The sequence below is a fragment of the Pseudomonas sp. D3-10 genome (genome assembly GCF_051132175.1).
Taxonomy (GTDB): Bacteria; Pseudomonadota; Gammaproteobacteria; order Pseudomonadales; family Pseudomonadaceae; genus Aquipseudomonas.
This window is the reverse complement of record NZ_CP071668.1, coordinates 3,621,543-3,647,944: the sequence shown is the minus strand read 5'-3', so window position 1 is coordinate 3,647,944 and position 26,402 is coordinate 3,621,543. Positions and strand designations below refer to the sequence as shown.

Genomic DNA, 26,402 nt, shown 5'->3' with positions numbered 1-26,402 from the left:
GTCATGGATCAACCCGGTTCGCAAGCGCAATCGAGCTACACCCGAGGGAGCCAAGCCAAGTCCTTGTTAGAGCAGACCATTGGCCAAGCATTCGACCAGACCGTGGCTCGATGCCCTGATGGCGAAGCACTGGTGGTTCGTCACCAGTCGCTGCGCTACAAGTGGCACGAACTGGCCGAAGTGGTCGACTTACACGCACGGGCTTTTTTGGCGTTGGGGTTGAAGACAGGCGATCGCCTGGGCATATGGGCGCCCAACTGTGCGCAGTGGTGCGTGAGTCAGTTCGCCAGTGCGAAGATCGGCGTGATTCTCGTCAATATCAACCCGGCGTATCGTGCCTCCGAACTGGAGTACGTACTCAAGCAGTCCGGCTGCCAGTGGCTGGTGTGCGCGGGGTCATTCAAGACCTCGGATTACCATGCCATGTTGCAAGCATTGGCGCCGGAACTGGCAGAGCAACCTATCGGGCATTTGCACAGCGAGCGCCTTGCGGATCTGCGCGGTGTGATCAGCCTCGATCCGCAGCCACCCTCAGGCTTCCTGCCTTGGTCGCAGTTGACGGCCCTGGGTGCCTCGGTGTCGCCAGGGCAACTGGCCGAGCGCCAGGCCAGCCTGCGTTTCGATCAGCCCGTGAATATCCAGTACACCTCCGGGACCACCGGGTTTCCCAAGGGGGCGACCCTTAGTCATCACAATATTCTCAACAACGGCTACATGGTGGGTGAAAGCCTCGGCCTGAGCGCTGGCGATCGCTTGGTGATCCCAGTGCCGCTGTATCACTGTTTTGGCATGGTCATGGGCAACCTGGGTTGCGTGACGCACGCCAGCACCATGATCTACCCCAACGACGCGTTCGATCCGTTGCTGACCCTGCGCACCGTGGCCGAGGAAAAAGCCACCGCGTTGTATGGTGTGCCCACCATGTTCATTGCCATGCTGGACCAGCCGCAACGGGGGGATTTCGACCTGTCCAGCCTGCGTACCGGGATCATGGCCGGCGCTACGTGCCCCATCGAGGTGATGCGGCGAGTCATCAACGAGATGCACATGGCTGAGGTGCAAATTGCCTACGGCATGACGGAAACCAGTCCGGTGTCGTTGCAGACTGGTCCTACAGATGAATTGGAATTACGCGTCACTACCGTCGGCCGCACTCAGCCGCAACTGGAAAGCAAAATCATCGACCAGGCGGGGGAAATCGTCCCTCGCGGCACCATCGGTGAGTTGTGTACGCGAGGCTACAGCGTGATGCTCGGCTATTGGAATAATCCCAAGGGCAGTGCCGAAGCCATCGACTCGCAAGGCTGGATGCACACCGGCGACCTGGCGATCATGGATGGGCAGGGTTACGTGCGTATCGTCGGGCGCAACAAGGACATGATCATCCGTGGTGGAGAGAATGTTTATCCTCGGGAGTTGGAAGAATTCTTTTTCACTCATCCCGCAGTGGCCGACGTACAAGTGATTGGCATACCTTGCTCGCGTTATGGCGAAGAGATCGTAGCCTGGATCAAGTTCCACCCCGGGCACAGCGCCTCCGAGCAAGAGCTGCAAGCGTGGTGCAAGGAGCGAATTGCTCACTTCAAGACGCCGCGGCATTTCAAGTTCGTCGAAGAATTCCCCATGACGGTCACGGGCAAGATCCAGAAATTTCGCATGCGGGAAATCAGCATCGAAGAACTGAGCGATAGCAATGGCTGAGTAACTTCCCTGTGGGGCGAGCTTGCTCGCTCCCGCAGGAAAACCCAAACGCCAGACAGCACAAAGGGGAGCCGAAGCTCCCCTTTAATTTTGTCGTCGCGTGCTCTTTTTTTATTATTGAGGGGCGGCCTGTTGTTGTTTTTGGCAGCCGTGACCCTTTACCGCTGTTTTTGGCGATCCCCATCCGGGATCAAGAGCAAACGTATTTTTTTGAGCGCTGATCTGCTTTTTCGCCTGGCGATCCAACCGATTCGGGCGCTACCTGAAGGTAGTTTTATTGTTCTCTGCCCGGTTGCGGGTTGCTCCTGAAAGCACCCTGAAAAGCACATCTTCTCCAAAAAAATCTGTTAGCTGCGTCTCTGCCGTGTTGTTTTTGTTATGCCAGAGTCGTTTCGTCTTGTTTTTATTGGGTTTGTCGCTTTTTTTTATTCTTGTTGTGCAGGAGATATAGCAGGTGGCGTGCCAACTTTTAAAAATCTATATAGAACAATGACTTGTGATTTTCTCGAAAAAATCAGGACGGCCAATCCCAGACAAATTGTTTCCGTGTTACTCGTTTCACCCCCGTTACAGACGAGGGCGGTAACACCTCACTGCGCCAGCCGCGCCTTTGCAACACGCGAACCGGTGGGGCGGCCCAGCACGTCACAAATCTGCTGGCCCGCGGCAATCAGTGCGTCCAGGTCGATACCGGTTTCGATACCCAGCCCCTTGAGCAGGTAAAGCACGTCCTCGGTGGCGACGTTACCGCTGGCGCCCTTGGCATAGGGACAGCCGCCCAAGCCGGAAATGGAACTGTCGAACACGGCGATACCTTCCAGAAGGCTGGCGTAGACGTTGGCCATTGCCTGGCCATAGGTGTCATGGAAGTGTCCCGCGAGTTTTTCCCGGGGAACGTCACCCGAAACCACTTCAAACATCCTGCGTGTGGCGCCGGCGGTGCCCGTCCCGATGGTGTCGCCGAGGGAAACCTCGTAGCAGCCCATGTCGTACAGCTCCCGGGCGACCCAGGCCACTTGCTCGGGTTCGACCGCGCCTTCATAAGGACAGCCCAGCACACACGACACGTACCCGCGTACGTTGACACCGTTGCGCTGTGCTGCCTCCATGATCGGGGCGAAACGTTCCAGGCTTTCCTTGATGGAGCAATTGATGTTGCGTTGGGAAAATGCTTCGGATGCCGCCGCGAACACCGCAACCTCCTTGACGCCTGCCGCCAGCGCGTCCTCGAACCCCCGCAGGTTCGGCGCCAACGCGCCGTAGGTCACACCGGGCTTGCGCTGAATCTGCGCGAACACCTCGGCCGAGCCGGCCATTTGCGGCACCCATTTGGGCGAGACAAAACTGCCAACCTCGATGTAACCGAGGCCCGCGGCGCTCAAGGCATCCACCAGGCGCACCTTGTCGGTGACGCTGATGGGTTGCGATTCATTCTGCAGCCCGTCGCGGGGGCCGACTTCGATCAGGCGTACAAAAGAGGGCAGGGACATGGGGATTGACCTGTGGTGAATGGGCTCGGTGTGGAAGCGAGCTTGCTCGCTCCCACTGGATAACTGCTGTGTTACTGGACGGTTTCCTCGCCCTTGAGCGTCTGTTCCAGCGCCTGGATGCAACGTTCCTCGGCGGTGTCGAGTTCCAGTTTCATCTGTTCGATGTCCAACAGCTGCTGTTCGAGTTGCTCACGACGCTCGGCAATTTTCGCCAGCATGCTGTGCAACTGTTTCTGATTGCCGCTGGTGGGGTCGTACAGCTCGATCAGCTCACGGCATTCAGCGAGGGAAAACCCAATGCGTTTGCCCCGCAGGATCAGTTTCAGGCTGACTTTGTCCCGTGGCGAGTAAACACGTTCCTGGCCTCGGCGCTCCGGACGCAAAAGACCCTGTTCTTCATAGAAGCGGATGGCTCGAGTGGTGATATCCAACTCGCGGGCGAGATCGGAGATGCTGTAGGTCAGGCTGCTCATGGAAGCGCTCGAAATGATAGGAGTTGGCGCTAAGCTAATTCCAGGTTGACGTTCACGTCAAGCAATGAGCTGTCGACGAAACCTGTGGGAGCGAGCCTGCTCGCGAAAGCGGTAGTCCAGCCAATATGAATAGTGACTGATCCGACGCTATCGCGAGCAGGCTCGCTCCCACATTGGACAGGCTAAACCTTATCGAGCTTCTTCTCATGGGCCGTCACCTGTTGGCACAGTTCGATGATCTGCTCGCGCATCCAACGATTGGCCGGGTCCTGGTCGGTGCTTTCGTGCCAGTAGAGATGGGTTTCCACTGGCGGCACATCGTTGACGGGCACGTGGACCGCATGCAGGTCATGGCGGCGTGTGAAGCGCTCCGGAACAGTCATGACCATATCGGTCTGCTGGAGCACCTGGGACGCCATCAGATAATGCTGCGAACGCAGGGCAATCTTGCGCTGTATGCCCATTTTGCCGAGGGCCAGGTCCACGTAACCCAGGCCGTTGCGGCGACTGGAAATATGCACGTGGGTCTGGGCCAGGTAATCGTCGAGGCTGAGTTTTTCGTTGTTCGCCAGCGGATGGCCCTTGCGCATGGCGCAGACGTAACGGTCCTCCATCAGCTTGACGTGGCGTACTTGTGGGTCGGTGTTGAGCGGGGCGTCCACCGCGAAGTCCAGGCGTCCGGCGGCCAGCTCCTTGGTGGTTTCCCGGCGCTTGGACAGGAAACTCTCGATAGCCACGGTCGGCGCCAGGCGACGCAGGCGCTGGAACAGTGGCGGCAGGATCACGCCCTCGGTGAGGTCGGTCATGCTGATGCGGTAGGTCTTGACGGCTTGCAGTGGGTTGAAGATCCGACTTTCCTGTACCGATACCCGCAGCAGCGACAGGGCGTTGCGCACCGGCCCGATAATATTCTGGGCCATCGGTGTAGGCACCATGCCCTGGGCGGTGCGCACGAACAGCGGATCATTGAAGGTCTCGCGCAAACGCGCCAGGGCATTGGACACGGCCGGCTGAGTGATGCCGACGATCTGCCCGGCACGGGTCAGGTTGGCTTCGGTGTAGATCGCATCGAAGACAATGAAAAGGTTGAGGTCGACCTTGCTCAGATTCATGGCGCTGCACTCTTATTCTTGGGCTTGTATGAGGTGCCGGGTGGCAATGCAAATCAGTGAACCATATATCGGTGATGAATGTTAATACACGCCGAGAATAGGTTAGGTAAATTTTCGTAGCTCAACTAGCATCGATTCCATGACCTAAAAACAACCTCTGCCAAGAAGGTGCTGCCCATGGATTTTGCCTATTCCCCCAAGGTTCAGGAGCTGCGTGAACGCGTTACGGCGTTCATGGATGCGCATGTCTACCCGGCCGAAGCGGTATTCGAACGACAAGTGGCCGAAGGTGACCGTTGGCAACCCACCGCGATCATGGAGGAGCTGAAGGCCAAGGCCCGGGCCGAAGGGCTGTGGAATCTGTTCCTGCCGGAATCCGAACTGGGCGCAGGCTTGACCAACCTTGAATATGCGCCGCTGGCGGAGATCATGGGGCGCTCGCTGCTGGGGCCGGAGCCGTTCAACTGCTCGGCGCCGGACACCGGCAACATGGAAGTGCTGGTGCGTTACGCCAATGAAGAACAAAAGCAGCGCTGGCTGGAACCGTTGCTGCGGGGAGAGATTCGCTCGGCCTTCGCCATGACTGAACCGGACGTCGCTTCGTCGGATGCCACCAACATGGCCGCCCGTGCCGAGCGCGATGGAGACCAGTGGGTCATCAACGGTAAAAAGTGGTGGACCTCAGGCGCCTGCGACCCGCGCTGCAAGATCCTGATCTTCATGGGCCTGAGCAATCCCGATGCACCTCGTCACGCCCAGCATTCGATGATCCTGGTGCCGGTGGACACGCCCGGGGTCAAGATCGTCCGGCCATTGCCGGTGTTCGGTTACGACGACGCGCCCCATGGCCACGCCGAAGTGCTGTTCGACAACGTGCGGGTGCCGTACGAAAACGTCCTGCTAGGCGAGGGCCGCGGTTTCGAAATTGCCCAGGGCCGCCTCGGCCCGGGCCGGATTCATCACTGTATGCGCTCCATCGGCATGGCGGAGCGCGCATTGGAATTGATGTGCCAGCGGGCCATCAGTCGCACCGCCTTCGGCAAGCCACTGGCGCGCCTGGGTGGCAACATCGACAAGATCGCCGATTCGCGGATGGAGATCGACATGGCTCGCCTGCTGACGTTGAAGGCGGCCTATATGATGGACACGGTGGGCAACAAAGTGGCCAAGAGCGAAATCGCCCAGATCAAGGTCGTTGCGCCGAACGTGGCGCTGAAGGTCATCGACCGGGCGATCCAGATTCATGGCGGGGCTGGGGTTTCCAACGACTTTCCGCTGGCCTACATGTATGCCATGCAGCGAACGTTGCGCCTGGCCGACGGCCCGGATGAAGTCCACCGCGCCGCCATCGGCAAGTTCGAGATCGGCAAGTATGTGCCCAAGGAGATGTTGCGCAGCGGGCATTGAAGCTTCTTCACACTGACACGTAATCGCGAACAGGCTCGCTCCCACTGAGTTTGTTGGATGAACGCAGCATTGGCGTTCACCGCAAGCACCTTGGAAGCGAGCTTGCTCGCGACGGCCGTCTCCTGGACGGTGAATGAGCTTATTCCTTGACGCTCATGTATTCCTCGGCCCAACGGATGTACTCCTCGGGCTGGGTGTAGGTGTGGGTCAGTTCGGTGGCGCTCAGGTCCGAGGCCTGGGTAAAGATCTGGCGCTGTTCCCGCAGGCTGTCATAAGTGGCCTTGATCGCGGCGAAATAGGCGCCGTGGCCATCGATGGTGATCCGTACACCCAGCTCGGCCAGGCGTTTGTCGTCACGCAGCAGCGGGTTGCCGTAAGTGACCAGCATCAGCGGCACGTTCAGGTTCTCGCTGATCTTTTCCAGATGCTCGAAGTCCTGTACCCCGACCATGCAGATCCCATCGGCGCCGGCACGTTCGTATTGTTGGGTGCGGCTGATGATTTCCTGAACCGGCAGTATTCCCGCGTTGGTCCGGGCGATGATGGCCATCTCCGAATCGACGCGGGCCTCCAGGGCGGCGCGGATCTTGCCGACGCCTTCGGCCACGCTGATGAGGTCCGTGGACTTGCGGCCGAACTGGGCGGGCAGCAGGGTGTCTTCGATCGTCAGCGCGGCAATGCCGGCGCGTTCGAGCTCGATGATCGTGCGCATCACGTTCAGCGCGTTGCCGTAGCCGTGGTCAGCGTCGGCGATCACCGGCAGCTGGGCCACGCGACCGATGCGGGTAGCCTGTTCGGCAAATTCACTGAGAGTGATCAAGGCAAAATCCGGCGCGGCCAACACTTGCAATGAAGCGACCGAGCCGCCGAGGATCCCCACTTCGAATCCCAGGTCTGCGGCTATGCGCGCTGACATCGGGTCGAATACGGACGCAGTGTGGTAGCACGTGTCGGAAGCCAGCAATTGGCGGAAGTTGCGACGCAAATCTTGATGGGAAAGCCTGGACATATAAGTTCCACCAATGGAATGGAAGGGCTTGAGCAAAAGTGTCAACGCCGAAAAACCAAAGGCTATCATGCGGCAGGCACAAAGATGATGACGAATGTGCATGGGCCATGCTTTGCAGTGCACCAAAAAAGGCCACAGACCGGAAGGCCTGTAGCCTGGCGAGTGCCTACAGCTTAAACGATGTCAGGACAGGGTCGTTTCCCCCCACATCTTCTTGATCTCGTGAATGTTTCCAACGTTGAAGCGGGTCGAGAAGGGAATAGTGCAGAAGACTTCGTTCTCGTTCGTCAATTGGACAGCGGTATCCACCGCATCCGTACCGGCTCGCAGCAAAGGCGCTTGGTCCCAGTTGTTCATCAGGTTATCCATGTTTTTTCCTCTTTTGGTTATAGGGCAGCCAATGACTGCCCGGGGTTGAGCAACGACAGCGTGTCTTTGAATAACGCTGTCTCTTGCGCAGCTACGCCGGGGTAAAACGGCTTATAGTTTTCATCGAAACACCAGGCTTCGTCCGGTCTGATCGAGTGTTCAGGATGAATGAGCAGACTCAACGATGCAGACATTGACCGAGGCGCGATCTGTTTGTGGATCTCTCGAAATGCAGGCATGTATAAAACTTCGCCTGGCGCCAGTTTTACGCTTCGTTCCTTACCTAATCTGGGCACCTTGCCCATTTGTAAGGGAAGTTCATCAAGTATTTCGCGGACAACCGTTGTATAACCATCTCCGCTATAGCCCACCGCATACATGTCGAAGTCATGATTATGGTTCAGGTTGTAGATGAAGGTCTTGCTCTCGTCATGTGTTTCCACGGGTGCCCAGAATCCCAGGCGCAGGGTAAACTCATCGTTGCTGTGCAGTACAAAGGCATAGGCATTGTAGATATTGTTGCGGATGGCGAAACCATCTCTCTGTATTACGTCATGCAGATGGTGACTCAATAAAGAACGATTCGTCGCCAGCTGGCGCATGTCTTCAATGACATCGGCTTTGTCACGCTGCAGATCGTAAGTGTTTATGCGCTCCAGGAAAGTGTCGAGTTTCATGCGGCCTTCTCCAGTGGACGAAGCAAGCTGTCCAGGCGCGCACTTTTGTGTTTTTTCAGCAATGGAGCGTATGCCAGCGCCTTGGGCCGGTCCGCTCGGTAGAGTATCTGGAAGGCTTTCCACACCACAGCGGGATGATAGTGGTAGACCAACTCCTCCGCGACCTTGACGCCATCGAGGTCTTGGATTGTGTCGAGCAGCTCCAGGCTGACCAGATAACGAGAGGCACTTTCATCGTGGGGCAACCACGCTATCTTTTTCAATGTGACACGATCGAATACGCTGATATCGGCCGCTCTGTTTGGCAGATTGATTCGCCCCGTAAGTCTGGCTGGCTTGGGGTCGGTTTGGATGTAGTCGAATAATGTATGACGGCCGTCGATGATCAGCGGGTTTCTTTCGTCAACAATAACGCTGTCGGCCTTTTCGATACACTGTTCCATCAAAGTGTATCGCTGGACCTGGAAGGGGCGGTCAAGCGCGAATAAAATGCTGTGGCCGGGCACTGAGTACAGTGGCGATGAAGTTGAGTCGAATGTAGGTGATTTAACACTTATATTGCCTATATTCGTCTGGTGCAGTATCACGGTTCCCGTATGCGGGTTGGTGGCGTTCATGATTGTTGCCCGCCGGAATTGCTCCCTGGCAAAGTCGGGTGCGGCGGTAAGTTGAGAAACCAGTTGTCTTGTTTCTGAGGTCATGTCCAATGATTTAATTGTTTCCGCAATGTCCGTTGGCGAAACTATCTCGGTAATTAGATTTTTGATCATGATCGTTTTCGTTGCAGTGGGTCGGTGTTGAAAAGTATGGAGTTGGACAGGGTGGGAGGCAACTTGCTAATTGTCGACAAGTATTGCCGGGGAAATATCGAGTTGCTTTCTGGTTAAAGAGGGTTGTTATTGTTTAGTGTTACATCCTCACGTTGCGCGAGGAGTAAATGGAAAGTGCCGGGACAGGGCGGCGGATTTATGCCGCCTCGGCCTGTTCCCGCGGCCTGAGCAACGTCACGGCGCGTACCGTGTCGCCCGGTTGCACTTGCAGACGTTGGGCTGTGGCGCGGTCAACGAGCAGGCTTTGACCATGCAGGTGGGCCCGGGCGCTGGTGACGCGGCAGCTTTCCAGGCGCCGGTTGTGGATCAGCCACACCGGCGCCTGCCCGTCCGGCGTGCCGATCGTCAAGGTCAGTGGCTGGCTGTCGCGTACGCTGCGGATCTTCGAGACAGGTGCCTCGATGACCGGCCCGCCGTCAAAGATGTCCACGTATCCCTTGTGGGCGAAGCCTTCGGCACCGAGGATTTTCAAGGCGGGTTCGGTGTCCGGATGCGCTTTGCCTATCGCTGCCTGGGCCTGCTCGGTGAGTAGGCAGGTGTACAACGGTTGGCGTGGCATCAGCTCGGCGATGAAGGCCTTGTTGCCCATGCCAGCCAACTGGTCGGCGTAGCTGAAGTCCTTGTTGAAGAAGTGTCGTCCCAGGCTATCCCAGAAAGGCGAGCAGCCCTGGTCGTCCGCGCGACCGCGCAATTCTGCAATCAGCTTTTCGCCAAACAGCTGGGAAAACTCGGCCACGAACAGCAGGCGCGCCAGGGACAGCAAACGCCCGTTATGGCCACGGCGCTGATGGGGATGAAGGAACAGCGAGCAGATTTCCGATTGACCGGTCATTTCGTTGTTGAGGAACAGCGTCGGGATCTGTCGCTGGATGCCCAATTCAGGCGCCGAGCTGACGGTCACACCCACGCGGTAGTTGTACCAGGGCTCGCGCACCCCCACCGCACCGGTCAGCGCGCTGATACCCACCACGTGCCGGTCGTCGTCCTCCAGCACGAACAGGTAGTCGGCATCGGCACGTTCCACCTGCCCGGCGAAGGTCCGTTGGGCCCAGCGCACTCGGTGCGCCAGGCGTTCTTCATTGGCCGGCAGGCTGGTAAACCCCGGGCCGGCGCAGCGCGCCAGGTCCATCAACGCAGGCAGGTCGGTCAGGGCGACCGGGCGGACAATCATGGTGTCGCTCCTTGATCATGCCGGGCGCGATGTTGCCATAGACGGGCTCGAAGGCGTCTCATAGGCGGGCCACCCGGATCCGGTCACCCTCTGCAATGCCCAACGCTTGCAACATATCGGGCTGCAATGGGACAGGGCCTTCGCCGTTGACTTCCAGGTCGGCGACAATGGCTCGGTAATGGCCCAGGCGATCGTTGCTGACCAGGTAGCGACCCGTGGCGTCGATATGTCGGCTCTGGCGCGCGATAGCCAAGTGACTCTGGGTGATCGAGCGGATGTTCGCGACCCGGGCGTGCAGCGTGGGGCCACCGTCGAAGATATCCACGTAGTTGTTGGTTTCGAAACCCTCGCGCTCGAGGATGTCGAAGGCTTCCTGGCCGTCCGGGTGGACCCGGCCTATGCAGGCCTGGGCCGCCGGGGGCAGCATCGGGACATAGATCGGGTATTGAGGCATCAGCTCTGCGAGGAAGGTTCGGCTGCGCAAGCCGCACAGACGTTCGGCCTCGCTGTAGGGCAGGTCGAAAAAATGCTGTCCGACGGCGTCCCAGAAGGGCGACTGGCCATCCTCGCTGCTGAAACCGACGATCTCAGTGATCACCGAGTCGGCAAAGCGCCGCGGGTGGGCGCCGATGAACATCAGCCGCGCCCGGGAAAGCAACTCCGACTCCGGCGTGCGTACCCGTGCAGCGTCGATGTGGAAACCGCGCAGCAGCGTCTGACCGTTGAGGTCCTGGCAGAGCGACAGCGCGGGTACGCCGTGCTGGATGTTCAGCTCGCGGGATTCGCTGGAAAACGGCCGGTTGCGCAGGCTGTAGAATGGTTCGCCGCAACCCGTGGTGGCGACAATTTCCGAACAGCCCACGAGGCGACCTGATTCCAGCTCCTGCAAAACAAAAAAATAATTCTCCCCGCCCGGGATGTGCACTTCGGCCTCGAAGGAGGCGCACGAGGCGAGAATTTTTTCCCGCAGGTGATCGACGTCGTCGGGAAGCGAAGTGACGCCTACCAGGCTATCGCGGGCCAGCTGTTGCAGTTGCGGCAAATCGGTCAATTGAACTGGACGTAAAGCCAGCATGGATTGCACTCCTGTTCCAAAGAACCCGCTTATAGGCACCGGGCTTGACGATCACTGTCGTTGTCCACGCGTTGTTGCTTTGCAGCTGAAAACTCTACACCGTCGTGTTTATAGCAGGGGAGCGAGGTATGCGCTCCAGGTCCTTAACGACTCGAGGCTGCGCAGTTGGTCGTTGCGCACTTCGATCAGCACCGAATCCAGGCCGCGGCCGTCGCCATGTACCGGAACCGTCATGTCGCTCAAGGGGCTGACCTTGTAGGGCTGGTTGCCGGCGACCCGCAGCGAGTGCCGGGCCAGCCCTTCGACGATGTGCTGGGCATATTCCCTGGCTTCGCCAAACAGGACGCCGGCCTCGAGTGCGCGCGGCTGGCCGTAGAACACCGGGGTGAAACTATGGATGCCCACTACCCGCACGACCCGGTTGTCAGCCAGGCGGCGGTCGATCAGGGTTCGCAGTTGGTCATGAAAAGGGTGGAACAGGCACTGCTGGCGGTATTCGCGCGTGGCGTCGTCCAGCGAGTGGTTGCCGGGGATCTGGTAGATCTCGCTTTGCGCCGGGATGCTGTCGGGGACGTGCAATGGGCGGTTCAGGTCGATCAACAGTCGCGAGTAGTTGGCCGACAGCAGGGTCGCGCCAAGGGTTTCGGACAGCCGCTCGGCCAAGGCCAGGGCACCGATGTCCCAGGCGATATGTTCCTGGGCCGCCGTCTCATCCAGACCCAGGTCATTGAGCGCGCCTGGGATGAATCGGCTGGCATGTTCACAGACCAGCAGCAGCGGATGGTCCGACTCTTCCCGCAGCAATCTGAAAGCAGGCTTGGTGTACAGACCTGATTCGGCGCATTCAATGGGTTCGCGCATAGTGTTCACAAGGCTCGGCAGATGGCGACGCCTGGGTCAAGGCCGGCTCCCGGGCCTTCAAGGCTGGACAGGCTTCAACCAGCGGGCTGGACGCCGCTTCGAACAATGCCCGACTGCGCAGGGCATCTATGGCCTGGCTTTCCGATGGCGGCAAAACCAGGCATGGATCGCTGGTCTGGTCTCTGGAGAGAGGCATCCGTGCTCCTTGCCTGGATGGGTGTTGGGTTTTTTTCATCATTTCGAAAATAGTATTTGGGTAGCGGGTGCTACGTGTCCAGAGGTTTTTACGTTCCGTTTAAAAAGTCTGAACTTATGTGTAAGCCTTGTAGGGCAAGGCTTTGGTTGAGGTGCCTTTGTATGTCAGGTAATGCTTCTGCCGGTGTCGGACATAACGCCTTTTTGTCCAACGTTATTGGAGTTCATATAAGGTGCTGTACAACAAAGTGCGCCATTGCCCTGTCACTGATCCCCTCCAACCGCCCGAGAATTCCCCGTGCAAGCGACCCGCCTGACCTTGATGTGCCACGCCCGCACCGCCGCTCAGAAAAGCGCTCGCTTGGGCCTGGACGAACCGCTGGATGCCGGTTGGCTGGCGAAGCGCCCCGACATCGGTCGCCAATACCACCATGTCCGGCATCTGCTCTGCGGGCCGGAACTGAGGACGCGCCAGACGGCGGCCTTGTTGGGTGACTCACCCGTGGTGACCCCGGCATTGGCCGATTGTGATTTCGGACGGTGGCGGGGGGCGTCGGTCGACGAGTTGCTCGCGACCGAACCGCAGCACCTCCAGGCGTGGCGCGATGATCCGGACGCCGCGCCCCACGGCGGTGAATCCGTCAGCCAATTGTGTCGGCGCGTCGGTGACTGGCTGGCGTCGCTGGAAAAGACCCCGGGTCGTTGGTTGGCCGTTACCCATCCGTTCGTGATCCGCGCCGCCATGATGAACGTGCTGGGCTGCCAACCGGCCATGTTCAACCGGATCGATATCGAACCCCTTGGCGTCGTTGACCTGCGATTCAACGGGGTTTGGCGCTTGCGAGCCTTGGAGTCACGACCATGAAAAAACTCTTGGTGATCGGCATCGGTGCAGGTGATCCGGACCACTTGACGATGCAGGCGGTGAAGGCCTTGAACCAGGTGGATGTATTTTTCCTGATGGACAAGGGGCCTGCCAAGGACGGGTTGCTGGACTTGCGCCGCGAGATCTGTCGACGCTATATCGCCGACCATTCCTACCGTTTCGTCGAAGCCAGCAGTCCTGAGCGTGAGCGCGGCGATTCGGACTACGCGGGCACTGTCACGGAGCTGAATCGGGCGAAGCAGGCCATTTTCGAAGGGCTGATCGATGAGCAGTTATCGGACGGACAATGCGGCGGTTTCCTGGTGTGGGGCGACCCGTCGTTGTACGACAGCACCTTGCGTATCCTCCAGGCGATCCTTGATTCAGGACGCTGCGCTTTCGAGTTCGAAGTGATCCCTGGCATCACCAGCGTCCAGGCCCTCGCGGCGCGACATAAAGTGTCATTGAATACCATTGGCGGTTCGCTGGAGATCACCACTGGCCGGCGGTTGGCGGCGGGGCAGGTCGGCGACGCGGAGAGCGTGGTGGTGATGCTCGATGCGCAGGACGCGTATCGTCAGGTAAGCGATCCGGACCTGCACATCTACTGGGGCGCCTATGTAGGGACGGCGGACGAAATCCTGGTCGCCGGCCGGCTGGGGGACGTGGCCGATGACATCGAACGCACTCGCCAGGCGGCGCGGCAGGCCAATGGCTGGATCATGGACACGTACTTGTTGCGCAGACGCTGAGCGTCGCGAGCAAACCTGGGCGAAGCTCATGCTGGATTCATCCCCGCCCAAACCGCTCTCGGTAGACCGACGGCGCAACCCCCACCACGCTACGAAATGCCACGCGGAAACTTTCCACCGAGCGGTAGCCGCAGAGTTGGGCAATGATGTCGGTGTTGTCGCTCGTGCTCTCCAGCAGTTCCCGCGCCCGAGCCAGGCGTTCATGTTGCAGCCAGGCCTTGGGTGAAAGGCCAGAGGCCTGGGTGAAGCGGCGCAGGAAGGTTCGTTCGCTCATGGCGGCGTGGCTTGCCAGCTCGCGCACACCCAGCGGCTCGTGGAGACGCTCCCGGGCCCATTGCATGACGCCGGACAAGTCGCTGCGCGGTGTGCGACTGACCGGCGACGGAATGAATTGCGCCTGGCCGCCGGTGCGTTGCGTCGGCATGACCAGCCGGCGTGCCACGGTGTTGGCGACCTGGGCTCCGAAATCCCGCGCAACCAGGTGCAGGCACGCATCGATGCCTGCCGCGCTGCCAGCCGACGTGATCACTTGGCCTGAATCGACATAAAGAACGTCGGGATCCACATCGATGGCGGGGTAGCGCTCGGCGAGCTCGTCGGTGTAGCGCCAATGAGTCGTGGCGCCCAGGCCGTCGAGCAACCCCGTGGCGGCAAGCACGAACGCTCCTGAACAGATCGACAACAAACGGGCGCCGCGTTCATGGGCTCGCCGCAGGGCCTGGAGCAGGGCATCGGAGGGCGGACCGCTGCGAATGCGCCAGCCCGGCACGACAATCGTACGAGCGCTGTCGAGCAGTTCCATGCCGCCATCGGCCAGCACCTGGAAGCCGCCCATGGCGCGCATCGGGCCTTCGTCGACGGCGACGATGCGGTGCTCATACCACGGGAAATCGAACTCGGGCCGTGCCAGTCCGAATATCTCGACGGCGACGCCGAACTCGAACGTGCACAGGCCGTCGTAGGCAAGGATCGCGACGAGGCCGGGTGTAGGATGCATTTGGCGGAAAATTCCCACAGAGTGTCGTATCCGCCACTGTAGCGGTAAGCGCCAGGTCGATAAAGTCTCTTCGAGCCCTTTTGTTCCAGGAGTAAAAATCATGACCAGCCCCGTTAGCGAAGTGCCTGCCGCCTCATCCGACCTGGCCTTGCAACACTTCAGCCGGCGCCTGATGTTCGAAACCGACTGTTCCGATGTCCATGCCAGCCAGGAAACGGGCGATGTCGATTTTGTACTGGTGGATGTACGCGGTCCGCTGGCCTACGAGCGCGGGCATGTGCCGGGGGCGATCAATCTTCCAACCCGCACGCTCACGGCGCACGCACTGGCGGCCTATCCCGAGACGACTCTGTTCGTGGTCTATTGCGCCGGGCCACACTGCAACGGCGCCAACAAGGCTGCGGTCCGCCTGGCGACCCTCGGGTATCCGGTCAAGGAAATGATTGGCGGCGTCATGGGCTGGCTCGACGAGGGCTTTCGCCTGACCGGTTCCGTAGAGCGCGTGGCGGAGAAGATCGTCAGCTGCGATTGCTGAAATTTTCCGGCGGCTTGTTCACGTTGTGGCGAGGCAGCTTGCTCCCGCTGGGCTGCGTAGCAGTCCTGAGCGGTGCAGAACCTCGCCACCAGCGTTTGCCTCTGTCAGGCTTTTCGTAAATTCATGATCCTCAGCCAAGCCTGGGTATTTCTATAACTATTTGTCGCCTCTACGTAATTCCCCTCCCGAGTGCCCCTCTAGACTCCCGCCCACTTCGGTTTCCCAGACCGAACGCTGTTTCCGAATCTGCCAATAACGATCAAAAAAACCTGCGCACTCAGGAGCAAAAATGAAGAAGCTTGTCATGTTCGGTGCCCTGGCACTGTCCGTATTATCCTTCTCAGCCGTGGCCGAAGACGCCAAGCCGATCCGTCTCGGGATCGAGGCCGGGTATCCACCCTTTTCGATGAAAACCCCCGACGGCAAGCTGGCCGGCTTCGATGTGGATATCGGCGACGCGCTGTGCGAGCAGATGAAGGTCAAGTGTGTCTGGGTCGAGCAGGAGTTCGACGGCCTGATCCCGGCGCTGAAGGTCAAGAAAATCGACGCGGTCCTGTCGTCCATGACGATCACGGACGACCGCAAGAAAAACGTCGACTTCACCATCAAGTACTACCACACCCCGGCGCGTTTCGTGATGAAGCAAGGCACCGACGTCAAGGACCCGCTGACCGAGCTCAAGGGCAAGAAAGTCGGTGTACTGCGCGCCAGTACCCATGACCGCTTCGCGACCGAAGTGCTGGTGCCGGCGGGGATCAACCTGGTGCGCTACACCTCCCAGCAGGAGGCCAACCTGGACATGGTTGCCGGTCGCCTCGACGCGATGCTGGCTGACTCGGTCAACCTCGACGAAGGTTTCCTGAAAACCGACGCCGGCAAAGGTTTTGCCTTCGTCGGGCCTACCTATGAAGACGCCAAGTACTTCGGCGGCGGCGCCGGCATTGCGGTGCGCAAGGGTGATAAAGAGCTTGCCGAGAAATTCAACGCTGCCATCGCTGAAATCCGCGCCAATGGCACCTACAAGAAAGTGCAGGACAAATACTTCGCCTTTGACGTCTACGGGCATTAATAGCTGAAGCCCACAGGTGGCCCGCCGCTGACCCGGCCGGCCACCTTTTTCATGGGCGATTGTTTTACCCTGAGCCTGTCGAGAAACCGATATCTGGAGTGCCTATGCAACGCATCGACCATATCCTGCCATGGAGTCACCTGGGCACGGAGCGTTCGCTCAGCGTGTTTCGTTACGGCCACGGGCCGCGCAAGGCGTACATCCAGGCGAGCCTGCATGCCGACGAGTTGCCGGGCATGCGCACGGCATGGGAGCTGAAACAGCGACTGAACGATCTTGAAGCCCGTGGTCTGCTCAAAGGCGTGATCGAGCTCGTGCCGGTGGCCAATCCCATCGGCCTGGATCAGCATCTGCAAAGCGCCCATATGGGGCGTTTCGAGCTGGGCAGCGGCAAGAATTTCAACCGTTCCTTCGTCGAACTCAGCGCCCCGGTGGCGCAACGCATCGGTGACCGTCTCGGGGATGACCCGGCCGCCAACATCACCCTGATTCGCCAGACAATGGTCAAGGTGCTGGAAGATCTGCCGCCGCCACCTTCCCAGCTTGAAGCCCTGCACCGGCTATTGCTTCGCCACGCCTGCGACGCCGATGTCACTCTGGATCTGCACTGTGATTTCGAGGCCGCGATCCACTTGTATGCCTTGCCCCAGCAATGGCCGCAGTGGCGCTCATTGGCCGCGCGGTTGAAGGCCGGGGTGGCGTTGCTGTGTGAAGATTCGGGCGGCAGTTCGTTCGATGAGTCCTGCTCGACGCCCTGGTTGCGCCTGGCTAGGATTTTTCCGCAAGCGGCGATTCCGCCGGCCAACCTGGCGACGACGCTCGAACTGGGCAGCATGGGCGACACCCGGGTGGAGCAGGCCCAGGCCAATTGCGAAGCCATCCTGGGATTTCTCGCGGAACAGGGCCTCATCGCCGGTGACTGGCCGGCCGCGCCGCAAGAATGCTGCGAGGGCTTGCCGTTCGAAGGCACGCAATACCTGTTCGCGCCGCACCATGGCGTGGTGAGTTTCCTGCGGGAGGCCGGGGAGTGGGTGGAGCGCGGCGATCCGCTGTTCGAGGTGGTCGATCCGTTGAATGACCGGGTCAGCGTTGTGCCAGCGGGCACCAGCGGCGTACTGTTCGCCCTGGATCGTGGGCGCTACACCCAGCCAGGTATCTGGCAGGCGAAAGTCGCCGGGCGCGAGCCTATTCGGGCGGGGAAATTGATCAACGACTGATAAGTGCTGTCTACCTCACCGCACGGTCGTTGTCGTGCGGCTATCCAATGATGGAGGAAGACTGATGCTCAAAGCGTTCGCCCTGTTTCTGCTGCTGGTATCGGCCGGCGTGCAGGCCCAACCGTCGCTGCAAACGGATTTGCCCCTCAATTACCTGGCCCGCGCCGACGAGCAGGCCCGAAACCGGCCGCTCGTGATTTTCCTGCACGGTTCGGGCAGCAACGAAAAGGATCTGCTCAGGCTCGCCGATGAACTGCCCAGGCACTACAACTACCTCTCGGTGCGCGCGCCCAAGTCCATGGAACCGGGCCACTACCAATGGTTCGCCAAAAAGGGCGAGGGCGCGTATGACGGTGACACTTCAGACTTGAAGGCCAGTGGCCAGATGCTTATGGAATTCATCGAAAAGGCGCGGGCCAAGTACCCGACCGATGCGGGCAATGTCTACCTGGTGGGCTTCAGCCAGGGCGCGATGATGAGCTACGAAATCGCCTTGCGACACCCGGAAGCCGTCGGGGGCATCGCTGCGATGGGTGGGCGAATCCTGCCGGTGCTGCGGGCCGAACTGACGCCCGACGAGGCACGAAGGGCGCTAGCCGTGTTCATCGGCCACGGCACCGCGGATCCGATCATTCCCTTCCATGACGGCACCGACGCCGACACCTTCCTAAAGACCCTGGCCCTGGAGCCGGAATTCCATGCCTATCCGGGCCTTGGCCATGAGATCAATGCGCAGGAAGTGAAGGATCTGCGGGCCTGGCTTGAGCGACTCAATCCCTGATAGGCACATCAGCCCTCAAAAGGAGATTGTGCTGCGCTTGGGTTTTGAGTCATCCACAAATCCAGTGTGGGAGCGAGCCTGCTCGCGATGGCGGTGTTTCAGTTGATGGGGATGCTGAATGTACCGCCGTCATCGCGAGCAGGCTCGCTCCCACAGGGGGGGTGTGCTGCGCTTGGGTTTTGAGTCATCCACAAATCCAATGTGGGAGCGAGCTTGCTCGCGATGGCGGTGTTTCAGTTGATGGGGATGCTGAATGTACCGCCGTCATCGCGAGCAAGCTCGCTCCCACAGGGGGTGTGCTGCGCTTGGGTTGTGAGTCATCCACAAATCCAATGTGGGAGCGAGCCTGCTCGCGATGGCGGTGTTTCAGTTGATGGGGATGCTGAATGTACCGCCGTCATCGCGAGCAAGCTCGCTCCCACAGGGGGGTGTGCTGCGCTTGGGTTTTGAGTCATCCACAAATCCAGTGTGGGAGCGAGCCTGCTCGCGATGGCGGTGTTTCAGTTGATGAGGATGCTGAATGTACCGCCGTCATCGCGAGCAGGCTCGCTCCCACGGGGGGGTGTGCTGCGCTTGGGTTTTGAGTCCTCCACAAATCCAGTGTGGGAGCGAGCCTGCTCGCGATGGCGGTGTTTCAGTTGATGGGGATGCTGAATGTACCGCCGTCATCGCGAGCAGGCTCGCTCCCACGGGTCAGGCATGCTGCGCCAGTGTTCTCACTTCCCGCTGGCGATCTGCTTGACCAGGGCCTCATGGCCGGCCTGGTCGCTGGCCCTGGAAATGATCTGCACCACGGCCATACGGGTGCCGGAGGCGCCGATCAGCGTGGTGTCCAACGTCGGCCCGCCACCCTGCGTGGCCTTGGTGTCGAGCTGACGCAGGCCCAGACCGGTGGTTTTCTGGATCAGGCTTTGTTCGCCAAGAATTTTGGCATCCGGCAGAGCCTTGGTTTTCTGGACGGCAAAATCGGCAAAGGTGCTGTCCAGGAAGGCCGCGTCGTTGTCCTTCACATTCGCCCCGTCGACCAAGGTGTTTTCAGCCGTGATCACCACTGTCTTGCTCGTGGCATTGCTGTACATCATACCGGTCGCCCCGGCTGTCCCCTGGGCCACTTCGCCCGCGGATAACGGCGTTGCCGTGTAGCCCTTGGGCAGGGTGAAGCTGAACTTGCCGCCCAGCATCGAAATCTTCTGGACCGGTGCCTGGGCCACGGTCTTGGGCTGGGCCGCCATGGCAGGCCATGCGGCCAGGCTGGCGACCGCCGTCAGCAGCACGGCGGCGGCTCGTTTACTCAGCAATGACATTAAAACGCTCCACGCAGGCTCGATCTAAAGCTGGATCATCCCATGGGCCTGGCCTTGACTCCAGCGCCTGACCGTCAAGGACGATCCCAGTAGGGCACCTCGCCGAAACATTCAAGGAAAAAGTCGATCACCGTACGCACCTTCACCGACAGGCGTCGGCTGCCGGGCCAGAGGATAGCGATTTGCTGGGGTTCGAGGCTGTTGGACGCTTCGTAGTCGCTCAGCACCGGCACCAGCGTTCCGCTGCGCACGGCTTCGCCGATGAGCCACGACGGGAACATCACCAGGCCCAGCCCTTGCACGGCGGCCTGGGTCAGGGTGTCGGCGTGGTTGCCGGTGATCGGGCCCCTGACACTGTATGGCGTCCAGGTTTGACCGGGACGTCGGAAGAACCAGCGCTGCTGGCCCGCCACGCCTTTATAGGCCAGGCACTCATGGGCAGCCAGGTCCTGGGGCTTGCGTGGCGTGCCATGACGGGCGAGGTAGTCGGGGCTTGCGGCAATCTGGAAGCGGTGCGGCGCGACGATCCGCGCCTGCATGCTGGAATCGTGCAGCGGCCCGATGCGAAAGAGCAGGTCGGCACCTTGCTGCAGCGGGTCCACATAATTGTCGGTCTGCTGGATGTCCAACTGCAGCTTGGGGTAGCGCTCGCACAACTGGCCCAGCCACGGCGTCAGGTGTCGCTGGCCGAACACCACGGGAGCGTTGATCCGTATCAGCCCGGCCGGCTCGCTGTACTGCTCCTGCAAGGCTTGTTCGGCTTCCTCCAGTTGCACCAGCAACAACCGTGCGTGGTGACCGAGCAGGCGGCCGGCTTCGGTGGGCGAAACGGCGCGCGTGTGGCGATAGAGCAGTTGCTGGTTCAGCGCTTGCTCCATCAATTGGATCTGGCGGGAAATCGAAGAGGGCGCCAACCCCTCACGCCGCGCCACTTCCGAAAAGCTGCCGTGATCGAGCACCGCGACAAACAGTCGGAGTGCCTTGAAACCCAGTTCATCGAGACCTTGCATGGGAAATCCGCTGTGCGTACTGCGCAAAAGTGTTGTGGGAATGCTCACATTTATCGCATAGGAGCGCCAGTTGATAATGCCCGTCGTTTCTTTCCAAGACAGGTATATTCGATGCAACCGACATCACAAGACGCGGCCGCGCCGATAGCGGCGGCGGCGCCACCCCGGCCATTTTTGCGCTGGCTATTGTTGCCCCTGGTCATCCTGGCGGGCATGGGATTGTCGGTGGAGGCCGGTCTGCTGGGACCGTTGGGCATCCAGGTCGGCCATCTATGGGCGACATTGAGCATCTTTGGCGTGGGCGCCGCGCTGTTGTTCCTGCTGCTGTTGCTCAGCGGCCCCCAGCGAGGCCCATCACTGGACACGCTGCCGCGCTGGCAATTGATCGGCGGCTTCCTGGGACCCATCTATGTGGTGGTCCTGACCCTCGCCACCCCTCACATCGGTATTGCGATGACCATGATCGCGATCCTCTCCGGCCAAGTGGGCAAAAGCGTGCTGATCGACCATTTCGGTTGGTTCGGCGCGAGTCGCAAGCGGGTCAATCGCGAGCGTTGGCTGGCGTTGGCGTTGATTGTGGTGGCCCTTGTCCTGATAGCCCGAGGTTGATATGAGCATCATTGTGTTATTGCTGGTGGTCGTCGCCGCCGGCGCGGTACTGAGCGTTCAGGCCGCGATCAACGGACGCCTGGGCGAGACGGTTGGCGTGCTGCGCAGCAGCCTGCTGACCTTTGTGGTGGGCACGGTGGTCACGGGGCTGTTGATCGTGTTTTTCGAGCCGGCCCACGCCATGAGCCTGCTGGAGGTGCCCAAGTGGCAGCTCAGCGGTGCGTTGTTTGGCGTGGTGTACATGATAGTGATGGTCGGCGCGGTGCCACGAGTCGGCACGGCCGTTGCCACCGTGGCGGTCATTGTCGGGCAACTGGGCATGGGCATGCTGATCGATAACTTCGGCTGGCTGGGCAATCCGGCGATCGAACTGTCCAGCAGCCGCTTGCTGGCCATGGCCTGCCTGGCTTTGGCGCTGGTGTTCATGTACCGCAGCAGTACACCGCGCGCCTGAGCGCTTCAGTCCGGTTCGACGTCCAGCTGCAAGCTGTCATCGGCCAGGCGCTCGGAACGCCGGACGATACCGCTGATGCGTCGGCCTTCGGCGCTGAACACCACGATCTGGGCCTTTGCCAGGTCTTCGGGAAGCGGCGGGCGTACATGCAGGGCAAACCACGGCGGCTCGCCGTCGTCCAGACGCTTGACGTCGAACTGGCAGTCGACGCTTTTGGTCTCGCGGCCGAACAGCGTGTCGAGACCGTAATCAAGATGAGTCGTCGCGGGTGGGGTTGGGTCCATCGGCTATCTCCTTGGAAGGCTCGGCTATTGTTCAAGTGAGTCCCGCGACGCCGGAAAAATTCCGTCGGATACGCGGCGATTGATCGCGACGGGCGGTGGGCGGCGGACGTTGCTGGTAGAATTGCCGACCTTGACTTACGAGAGGTATGCCCATGAGCGAGCCGATTCGCCTGACCCAGTACAGCCACGGTGCCGGTTGCGGCTGCAAGATTTCGCCCCAGGTGCTGGAAGTGATCCTGGCCGGCAGCGGTGCGCAGAACCTTGACCCCAAGCTTTGGGTCGGCAATGCCTCCCGGGACGATGCAGCGGTGTATGCCATCGACGAGGAGCGCGGGGTGGTCTCGACCACCGATTTCTTCATGCCGATCGTCGACGATCCTTTCGATTTCGGACGCATCGCCGCGACCAATGCCATCAGTGATATCTACGCCATGGGCGGCGATCCGCTGATGGCGATTGCAATCCTCGGCTGGCCCGTCAACGTACTGGCCCCGGAGATTGCCCGGGAGGTCATTCGTGGTGGCCGCTCGGTGTGCGACGAGGCGGGCATTCCCTTGGCGGGCGGCCATTCGATCGATGCGCCGGAGCCAATGTTTGGCCTCGCGGTGACGGGGCTCCTGCACAAGCGCCACATGAAGCGCAACGACACCGCCGTCGCGGGTTGCCGCTTGTACCTGACCAAACCCCTGGGGATCGGCATCCTCACGACCGCGGAAAAGAAAGGCAAGCTGCGCGCCGCCGACGTGGGCCTGGCCCGGGATTGGATGTGCACCCTCAACAAGCCCGGCAGCCATTTCGGCAAGCTCGACGGCGTGGCCGCAATGACCGATGTCACCGGTTTCGGCTTGCTCGGACACTTGGTGGAGATGGCCGATGGCAGCCAGCTCACCGCACGCATCCGCTACGACGCCGTGCCGCGCTTGCCGGGCGTCGAGTACTACCTGGACCTGGGCTGCGTGCCAGGCGGCACACTGCGCAACTATGACAGCTACGCCAGCAGGGTCGGTCGGGTCCAGGAGTTGCACAAGCGCGTGCTGTGCGACCCGCAGACCAGCGGCGGCTTGCTGGTTGCCGTCACGCCCGAAGGCGAAAGCGAATTCCTGCAGGTTGCCGTTGAGCTGGGCCTTTCGCTGGAGCCGATCGGTGAATTGGTCGAGCGACAGAGCCACGCGGTCGAGGTGTTCTGATGCCCCGCGACATCACCGATTACCGCGATATCTTCCTCAACGACCGTCCGATGATGGACACAAGAGCGCCCGTCGAATTCCTCAAGGGCGCGTTTCCCGGCGTGGTCAACCTGCCCCTGATGACCGACATCGAACGGCAACGCGTTGGCACTTGCTATAAACAACAGGGCCAGCAAGCTGCCATCGTCCTCGGGCATCAATTGGTTAGCGGTGACACCAAGGCCCAGCGCATCCAGGCCTGGTCCGACTTCGCCCGTTCCCATCCCGAAGGAGTGCTTTATTGCTTTCGTGGTGGCTTGCGCTCGCAGATTGTCCAGCAGTGGCTCAAGGAAGAAGCCGGCATCGACTACCCCCGTGTCGGCGGTGGCTACAAGGCCATGCGTACCTTTCTGCTCGAAACCGTCGATCAAGCGGCTGCCCAGTGCGACCTGGTCTTGTTGGGCGGCATGACCGGCACGGGCAAGACCGAAGTGCTGACGCAACTGCCCAACGCACTGGACCTGGAAGGCTACGCGAATCATCGCGGTTCCAGCTTTGGCAAGCGCGCCACCGGGCAGCCGTCCAACATCGATTTCGAAAACCTGCTGGCGGTGGATGTGCTGAAGAAGCGCGCCGCCGGGCTTGAGCAATTCGTGCTGGAAGACGAAAGTCGCATGGTGGGCAGCTGCGCCGTGCCGCTGCCGTTGTACCAGCGTATGCAGCAGGTGCCGATGGTCTGGCTAGAAGACAGCCTGGAGCGACGGGTCGAGCGCATCCTGAGTGATTATGTGATCAACCTCTGCGCCGAATTCATCGACGTGCATGGCGACGAAGGTTTCTCACTGTTTTCCGAACGGCTATTGGCGAGCCTCGACAACATCCATAGGCGGCTGGGGGGCGACCGTCATCGCCGGTTGATGGACATCATGGAGGCGGCCCTGGCCGAGCAGGCCAGTACGGGAGCCGTCGATTTGCATCGCGGCTGGATCGAAGGCTTGCTGCGCGAATATTACGACCCGATGTACGTATTCCAGCGAGAAAAGAAGGGCGGGCGCATCGAGTTCGCCGGGGAGCAGGCGGCGGTATTGCAATACCTGCGTGAGCGCGCGGCTCGGGGCGGGTAGGACGCCATCTGGCATTCAACACACCGTGCCCCTGTGGGAGCGAGCCTGCTCGCGAAGAGGCCGTTTCATGCACCACATCAGTGACTGAGAAACCGCTTTCGCGAGCAGGCTCGCTCCCACATCGGATGTCCAGTCAATAGAAGCGGCCTGCCGCTTACGTCGGGCACGTCTCCTGCCCGTTATCCAGCCCTTGCTTGTAATTCTGGCTGGTGAGGCTGGCCTTGCCGTTGTGCCACGTCAGGGTCAGTACATACAGCGAATCGAAATCGCTCGACGCCCAATCGTCGGTAATCTCTTGCCGTTTGCCCACCGCTTCACCGGCGACCTTATTGATCAGCTCCGGCAGGTAACCATGGGACCAGGCGGTGTAGATGGTGGAGTTGTGGTATTTGTCGTCCAGCAGTTCGTTTGCCAGATCGCTGGTGTCGTTGGCTGAGTATTCGATATTGACCGGCAAGCCCAGCTTGATGGCACTGGGGCTGATGGTCATCAATGGGCGGATGTAACTATAGGAATTGTCCAACTCACCCTCTTCGACGTTTCGGGTAGGGTTGGCGGCGAATACATAGTCAGCTTTGCCGAATTTTTCCGGCAGCAGGGTAGCCAGGTCGATGGCGCGGTTGAGGCCTTGGCAGTTGAGCTGGCCGAGGCCTCCGGCGGGTTTCTCGGCGTGGCGCAAGAACACCAGGGTCTGGACACCGTCGGCTGGCTGCGCGCGGCTGACGCTGGATTCCAGCGACAGCACCAGTCCACAGGCCACAAGCAGCGTCGGCAGCACCAGCCACGAACGGCGTTTGAGGTAACGGGTGAATCTCTGTGGGTTCATCATGGGATAGACGTCTTCGATGCTCTCGATTCAGGCTGACAAACCCCGGCACCGCGAGGCCCTGGGCCCGGGTGTTTTCCTTGTCGTAAAGCCGCTTCGATTTCTCGGGGCCTCTCTCTGAGTCCCTTCTCGCCCTTTGGTTCGATCCTGGCCGATGCGCTGTTTTTAGCGGCATGCCGTCAGGAGATGAAGCGAATGTTAGCGACAGGATGTTGCGGATTTAAGAATGGGCGACGGCCCAAAGCTGGATCAGCTGATTTATGCTTCAGCTTTCTGGCTGACTCTGGAACCCATTTCATGCCCAACCTGACCCCTTTTCCCATCACCCAAAAATGGCCCGCCCAGTACCCGGAGTGGATCCAGCTCTACTCCCTGCCGACCCCCAACGGCGTAAAAGTCTCGATCATGCTCGAAGAGATTGGCCTGCCGTACGAGCCCCATAAAGTCGATTTCGGCAGTAATGACCAATTGTCGCCCGAGTTTCTGTCGCTGAACCCCAACAACAAAATTCCAGCCATTCTCGATCCCCACGGTCCCGGGGACCAACCGCTGGCGTTGTTCGAATCGGGGGCGATCCTGATCTACCTGGCGGACAAGAGCGGCCAATTGCTCGCACAGGAATCGGCGGCGCGCTACGAGACGATCCAGTGGCTGATGTTCCAGATGGGCGGGATCGGGCCGATGTTCGGGCAACTGGGGTTCTTCAACAAGTTCGCCGGCAAGGACTACGAGGACAAGCGACCGCGCGACCGTTATGTCGAGGAGAGCAGGCGCCTGCTCAAGGTGCTCGATGGCCGTTTGCAGGGGCGGGACTGGATCATGGGCGAGCGCTACACCATTGCCGACATCGCGACGTTTCCGTGGGTGCGCAATCTGCTGGGATTCTACGAGGCGGGTGACCTGGTGGGCATCCAGAACTTCCCCAACGTGACTCGGGTGTTGGAGCGTTTCCTGGCGCGGCCGGCGGTGACTCGCGGGTTGAAGATCCCGGAATGACTGGCACCAGGGCTCGCTGACTGAGGGATTATTGCCCGGTCGG

At 60.3% G+C, this 26,402-nt stretch carries 29 protein-coding genes; 13 read left to right on the top strand and 16 right to left on the bottom strand.

Annotation, left to right across the window (positions count from 1 at the left end; all coding sequences use genetic code 11):
* Window positions 1-3: 3 nt before the first annotated feature.
* Complete coding sequence (locus J3P90_RS16365) at window positions 4-1,701, top strand: AMP-binding protein (RefSeq protein WP_434563377.1); 1,698 nt, start codon at window positions 4-6, stop codon at window positions 1,699-1,701.
* Between the two features lie 590 nt (window positions 1,702-2,291).
* Here J3P90_RS16365 and J3P90_RS16360 read toward each other — a convergent pair.
* The 3 genes from J3P90_RS16360 to J3P90_RS16350 all read right to left on the bottom strand — a co-directional run bounded on the left by J3P90_RS16360 (window position 2,292) and on the right by J3P90_RS16350 (window position 4,776).
* A complete protein-coding gene (locus J3P90_RS16360; RefSeq protein ID WP_434563379.1) occupies window positions 2,292-3,191 on the bottom strand; it encodes a hydroxymethylglutaryl-CoA lyase in 900 nt (299 codons plus the stop codon).
* 71 nt (window positions 3,192-3,262) lie between these two features.
* The gene (locus J3P90_RS16355) at window positions 3,263-3,664 is read right to left on the bottom strand and encodes a MerR family transcriptional regulator (protein ID WP_420764598.1); all 402 of its coding nucleotides are present in this window, start codon (window positions 3,662-3,664) and stop codon (window positions 3,263-3,265) included.
* 182 nt (window positions 3,665-3,846) lie between these two features.
* Window positions 3,847-4,776 (bottom strand): LysR family transcriptional regulator, encoded by a 930-nt coding sequence (locus J3P90_RS16350; protein WP_434675047.1) that lies wholly within the window; start codon window positions 4,774-4,776, stop codon window positions 3,847-3,849.
* 177 nt (window positions 4,777-4,953) lie between these two features.
* On the opposite strand from J3P90_RS16350, the gene J3P90_RS16345 reads away from it, so the two are divergent.
* The gene (locus J3P90_RS16345; RefSeq protein WP_420764596.1) at window positions 4,954-6,183 is read left to right on the top strand and encodes an acyl-CoA dehydrogenase; all 1,230 of its coding nucleotides are present in this window, start codon (window positions 4,954-4,956) and stop codon (window positions 6,181-6,183) included.
* Between the two features lie 139 nt (window positions 6,184-6,322).
* Here the strand turns inward: J3P90_RS16345 and J3P90_RS16340 are convergent, their stop codons facing one another.
* The 8 genes from J3P90_RS16340 to J3P90_RS16305 form a co-directional block, all read right to left on the bottom strand.
* Entirely contained in the window at window positions 6,323-7,192 is an 870-nt protein-coding gene (locus tag J3P90_RS16340; RefSeq protein ID WP_420764595.1) for an isocitrate lyase/PEP mutase family protein, read from the bottom strand.
* Window positions 7,193-7,375: 183 nt separating this feature from the next.
* The gene (locus J3P90_RS16335; protein ID WP_420764594.1) at window positions 7,376-7,561 is read right to left on the bottom strand and encodes a hypothetical protein; all 186 of its coding nucleotides are present in this window, start codon (window positions 7,559-7,561) and stop codon (window positions 7,376-7,378) included.
* Between the two features lie 17 nt (window positions 7,562-7,578).
* Window positions 7,579-8,238 carry a transposase gene (locus J3P90_RS16330; RefSeq protein ID WP_434563381.1) on the bottom strand — a complete coding sequence of 220 codons (660 nt, stop codon included), beginning with the start codon at window positions 8,236-8,238 and terminating at the stop codon, window positions 7,579-7,581.
* Window positions 8,235-9,008 (bottom strand): hypothetical protein, encoded by a 774-nt coding sequence (locus J3P90_RS16325; protein ID WP_434650596.1) that lies wholly within the window; start codon window positions 9,006-9,008, stop codon window positions 8,235-8,237. Before J3P90_RS16325 ends, J3P90_RS16330 begins: the two co-directional genes overlap by 4 nt.
* A gap of 196 nt (window positions 9,009-9,204) precedes the next feature.
* Window positions 9,205-10,239: an arginine N-succinyltransferase gene (gene astA, locus J3P90_RS16320; protein WP_434563385.1), complete on the bottom strand. Its 1,035-nt coding sequence runs from the start codon at window positions 10,237-10,239 to the stop codon at window positions 9,205-9,207.
* Window positions 10,240-10,297: 58 nt separating this feature from the next.
* On the bottom strand, window positions 10,298-11,314 hold the full coding sequence (locus J3P90_RS16315) for an arginine N-succinyltransferase (protein WP_434675046.1): 1,017 nt from the start codon (window positions 11,312-11,314) through the stop codon (window positions 10,298-10,300).
* A 108-nt stretch (window positions 11,315-11,422) separates the two neighbouring features.
* Window positions 11,423-12,175 (bottom strand): N-formylglutamate amidohydrolase, encoded by a 753-nt coding sequence (locus tag J3P90_RS16310; RefSeq protein WP_434610710.1) that lies wholly within the window; start codon window positions 12,173-12,175, stop codon window positions 11,423-11,425.
* Entirely contained in the window at window positions 12,159-12,371 is a 213-nt protein-coding gene (locus J3P90_RS16305; protein WP_434675045.1) for a hypothetical protein, read from the bottom strand. The genes J3P90_RS16310 and J3P90_RS16305 overlap by 17 nt, the downstream gene beginning before the upstream one ends.
* A gap of 297 nt (window positions 12,372-12,668) precedes the next feature.
* On the opposite strand from J3P90_RS16305, the gene J3P90_RS16300 reads away from it, so the two are divergent.
* Window positions 12,669-13,235 carry a histidine phosphatase family protein gene (locus J3P90_RS16300; protein ID WP_434675044.1) on the top strand — a complete coding sequence of 189 codons (567 nt, stop codon included), beginning with the start codon at window positions 12,669-12,671 and terminating at the stop codon, window positions 13,233-13,235.
* On the top strand, window positions 13,232-13,987 hold the full coding sequence (gene cobF, locus J3P90_RS16295; RefSeq protein WP_434675043.1) for a precorrin-6A synthase (deacetylating): 756 nt from the start codon (window positions 13,232-13,234) through the stop codon (window positions 13,985-13,987). Before J3P90_RS16300 ends, cobF begins: the two co-directional genes overlap by 4 nt.
* A 37-nt stretch (window positions 13,988-14,024) precedes the next feature.
* Here cobF and ftrA read toward each other — a convergent pair whose 3' ends face one another.
* Window positions 14,025-14,984, bottom strand: a complete 960-nt coding sequence (ftrA, locus tag J3P90_RS16290) for a transcriptional regulator FtrA (protein ID WP_434563395.1) — start codon at window positions 14,982-14,984, stop codon at window positions 14,025-14,027.
* A gap of 100 nt (window positions 14,985-15,084) precedes the next feature.
* On the opposite strand from ftrA, the gene J3P90_RS16285 reads away from it, so the two are divergent.
* The 4 genes from J3P90_RS16285 (at window position 15,085) to J3P90_RS16270 (ending at window position 18,586) form a co-directional block, all read left to right on the top strand.
* Window positions 15,085-15,519, top strand: a complete 435-nt coding sequence (locus tag J3P90_RS16285; protein ID WP_420764584.1) for a rhodanese-like domain-containing protein — start codon at window positions 15,085-15,087, stop codon at window positions 15,517-15,519.
* Between the two features lie 289 nt (window positions 15,520-15,808).
* A complete protein-coding gene (locus J3P90_RS16280; protein ID WP_420764583.1) occupies window positions 15,809-16,588 on the top strand; it encodes an ABC transporter substrate-binding protein in 780 nt (259 codons plus the stop codon).
* Between the two features lie 104 nt (window positions 16,589-16,692).
* Window positions 16,693-17,805: a succinylglutamate desuccinylase/aspartoacylase family protein gene (locus J3P90_RS16275; protein ID WP_434675042.1), complete on the top strand. Its 1,113-nt coding sequence runs from the start codon at window positions 16,693-16,695 to the stop codon at window positions 17,803-17,805.
* Window positions 17,806-17,869: 64 nt separating this feature from the next.
* Entirely contained in the window at window positions 17,870-18,586 is a 717-nt protein-coding gene (locus J3P90_RS16270; RefSeq protein WP_420764581.1) for an alpha/beta hydrolase, read from the top strand.
* Between the two features lie 716 nt (window positions 18,587-19,302).
* Here J3P90_RS16270 and J3P90_RS16265 read toward each other — a convergent pair.
* Window positions 19,303-19,890, bottom strand: a complete 588-nt coding sequence (locus J3P90_RS16265; protein ID WP_434610725.1) for a hypothetical protein — start codon at window positions 19,888-19,890, stop codon at window positions 19,303-19,305.
* Between the two features lie 74 nt (window positions 19,891-19,964).
* Window positions 19,965-20,900 (bottom strand): LysR family transcriptional regulator, encoded by a 936-nt coding sequence (locus tag J3P90_RS16260; protein WP_420764579.1) that lies wholly within the window; start codon window positions 20,898-20,900, stop codon window positions 19,965-19,967.
* A gap of 111 nt (window positions 20,901-21,011) precedes the next feature.
* Here J3P90_RS16260 and J3P90_RS16255 point away from each other — a divergent pair, with 111 nt between their 5' ends.
* Window positions 21,012-21,509, top strand: coding sequence for a DMT family transporter (locus J3P90_RS16255; RefSeq protein WP_420764578.1), 498 nt, complete (start codon window positions 21,012-21,014; stop codon window positions 21,507-21,509).
* A 1-nt stretch (window position 21,510) separates the two neighbouring features.
* Window positions 21,511-21,963, top strand: coding sequence for a DMT family transporter (locus J3P90_RS16250; RefSeq protein ID WP_420764577.1), 453 nt, complete (start codon window positions 21,511-21,513; stop codon window positions 21,961-21,963).
* A 5-nt stretch (window positions 21,964-21,968) separates the two neighbouring features.
* Here J3P90_RS16250 and J3P90_RS16245 read toward each other — a convergent pair whose 3' ends face one another.
* On the bottom strand, window positions 21,969-22,247 hold the full coding sequence (locus J3P90_RS16245; RefSeq protein WP_420764576.1) for a hypothetical protein: 279 nt from the start codon (window positions 22,245-22,247) through the stop codon (window positions 21,969-21,971).
* A gap of 152 nt (window positions 22,248-22,399) precedes the next feature.
* Here J3P90_RS16245 and selD point away from each other — a divergent pair, with 152 nt between their 5' ends.
* Window positions 22,400-23,434: a selenide, water dikinase SelD gene (selD, locus tag J3P90_RS16240; RefSeq protein WP_434563405.1), complete on the top strand. Its 1,035-nt coding sequence runs from the start codon at window positions 22,400-22,402 to the stop codon at window positions 23,432-23,434.
* Window positions 23,434-24,537: a tRNA 2-selenouridine(34) synthase MnmH gene (gene mnmH, locus J3P90_RS16235; protein ID WP_434675041.1), complete on the top strand. Its 1,104-nt coding sequence runs from the start codon at window positions 23,434-23,436 to the stop codon at window positions 24,535-24,537. The genes selD and mnmH overlap by 1 nt, the downstream gene beginning before the upstream one ends.
* Before the next feature lie 154 nt (window positions 24,538-24,691).
* Here mnmH and J3P90_RS16230 read toward each other — a convergent pair whose 3' ends face one another.
* Entirely contained in the window at window positions 24,692-25,366 is a 675-nt protein-coding gene (locus J3P90_RS16230; protein WP_434563409.1) for a histidine phosphatase family protein, read from the bottom strand.
* Between the two features lie 294 nt (window positions 25,367-25,660).
* On the opposite strand from J3P90_RS16230, the gene J3P90_RS16225 reads away from it, so the two are divergent.
* On the top strand, window positions 25,661-26,359 hold the full coding sequence (locus tag J3P90_RS16225; RefSeq protein WP_434563411.1) for a glutathione S-transferase family protein: 699 nt from the start codon (window positions 25,661-25,663) through the stop codon (window positions 26,357-26,359).
* The last annotated feature ends 43 nt before the right edge of the window (window positions 26,360-26,402 follow it).

Coding starts and splice junctions, on each gene's coding strand:
- J3P90_RS16365 (WP_434563377.1), top strand. CDS start 4: ATGGATCAACCCGGTTCGCAAGCGCAATCGAGCTACACCCGAGGGAGC.
- J3P90_RS16360 (WP_434563379.1), bottom strand. CDS start 3,191: ATGTCCCTGCCCTCTTTTGTACGCCTGATCGAAGTCGGCCCCCGCGAC.
- J3P90_RS16355 (WP_420764598.1), bottom strand. CDS start 3,664: ATGAGCAGCCTGACCTACAGCATCTCCGATCTCGCCCGCGAGTTGGAT.
- J3P90_RS16350 (WP_434675047.1), bottom strand. CDS start 4,776: ATGAATCTGAGCAAGGTCGACCTCAACCTTTTCATTGTCTTCGATGCG.
- J3P90_RS16345 (WP_420764596.1), top strand. CDS start 4,954: ATGGATTTTGCCTATTCCCCCAAGGTTCAGGAGCTGCGTGAACGCGTT.
- J3P90_RS16340 (WP_420764595.1), bottom strand. CDS start 7,192: ATGTCCAGGCTTTCCCATCAAGATTTGCGTCGCAACTTCCGCCAATTG.
- J3P90_RS16335 (WP_420764594.1), bottom strand. CDS start 7,561: ATGGATAACCTGATGAACAACTGGGACCAAGCGCCTTTGCTGCGAGCC.
- J3P90_RS16330 (WP_434563381.1), bottom strand. CDS start 8,238: ATGAAACTCGACACTTTCCTGGAGCGCATAAACACTTACGATCTGCAG.
- J3P90_RS16325 (WP_434650596.1), bottom strand. CDS start 9,008: ATGATCAAAAATCTAATTACCGAGATAGTTTCGCCAACGGACATTGCG.
- astA (WP_434563385.1), bottom strand. CDS start 10,239: ATGATTGTCCGCCCGGTCGCCCTGACCGACCTGCCTGCGTTGATGGAC.
- J3P90_RS16315 (WP_434675046.1), bottom strand. CDS start 11,314: ATGCTGGCTTTACGTCCAGTTCAATTGACCGATTTGCCGCAACTGCAA.
- J3P90_RS16310 (WP_434610710.1), bottom strand. CDS start 12,175: ATGCGCGAACCCATTGAATGCGCCGAATCAGGTCTGTACACCAAGCCT.
- J3P90_RS16305 (WP_434675045.1), bottom strand. CDS start 12,371: ATGCCTCTCTCCAGAGACCAGACCAGCGATCCATGCCTGGTTTTGCCG.
- cobF (WP_434675043.1), top strand. CDS start 13,232: ATGAAAAAACTCTTGGTGATCGGCATCGGTGCAGGTGATCCGGACCAC.
- ftrA (WP_434563395.1), bottom strand. CDS start 14,984: ATGCATCCTACACCCGGCCTCGTCGCGATCCTTGCCTACGACGGCCTG.
- J3P90_RS16285 (WP_420764584.1), top strand. CDS start 15,085: ATGACCAGCCCCGTTAGCGAAGTGCCTGCCGCCTCATCCGACCTGGCC.
- J3P90_RS16280 (WP_420764583.1), top strand. CDS start 15,809: ATGAAGAAGCTTGTCATGTTCGGTGCCCTGGCACTGTCCGTATTATCC.
- J3P90_RS16275 (WP_434675042.1), top strand. CDS start 16,693: ATGCAACGCATCGACCATATCCTGCCATGGAGTCACCTGGGCACGGAG.
- J3P90_RS16270 (WP_420764581.1), top strand. CDS start 17,870: ATGCTCAAAGCGTTCGCCCTGTTTCTGCTGCTGGTATCGGCCGGCGTG.
- J3P90_RS16265 (WP_434610725.1), bottom strand. CDS start 19,890: ATGTCATTGCTGAGTAAACGAGCCGCCGCCGTGCTGCTGACGGCGGTC.
- J3P90_RS16260 (WP_420764579.1), bottom strand. CDS start 20,900: ATGCAAGGTCTCGATGAACTGGGTTTCAAGGCACTCCGACTGTTTGTC.
- J3P90_RS16255 (WP_420764578.1), top strand. CDS start 21,012: ATGCAACCGACATCACAAGACGCGGCCGCGCCGATAGCGGCGGCGGCG.
- J3P90_RS16250 (WP_420764577.1), top strand. CDS start 21,511: ATGAGCATCATTGTGTTATTGCTGGTGGTCGTCGCCGCCGGCGCGGTA.
- J3P90_RS16245 (WP_420764576.1), bottom strand. CDS start 22,247: ATGGACCCAACCCCACCCGCGACGACTCATCTTGATTACGGTCTCGAC.
- selD (WP_434563405.1), top strand. CDS start 22,400: ATGAGCGAGCCGATTCGCCTGACCCAGTACAGCCACGGTGCCGGTTGC.
- mnmH (WP_434675041.1), top strand. CDS start 23,434: ATGCCCCGCGACATCACCGATTACCGCGATATCTTCCTCAACGACCGT.
- J3P90_RS16230 (WP_434563409.1), bottom strand. CDS start 25,366: ATGATGAACCCACAGAGATTCACCCGTTACCTCAAACGCCGTTCGTGG.
- J3P90_RS16225 (WP_434563411.1), top strand. CDS start 25,661: ATGCCCAACCTGACCCCTTTTCCCATCACCCAAAAATGGCCCGCCCAG.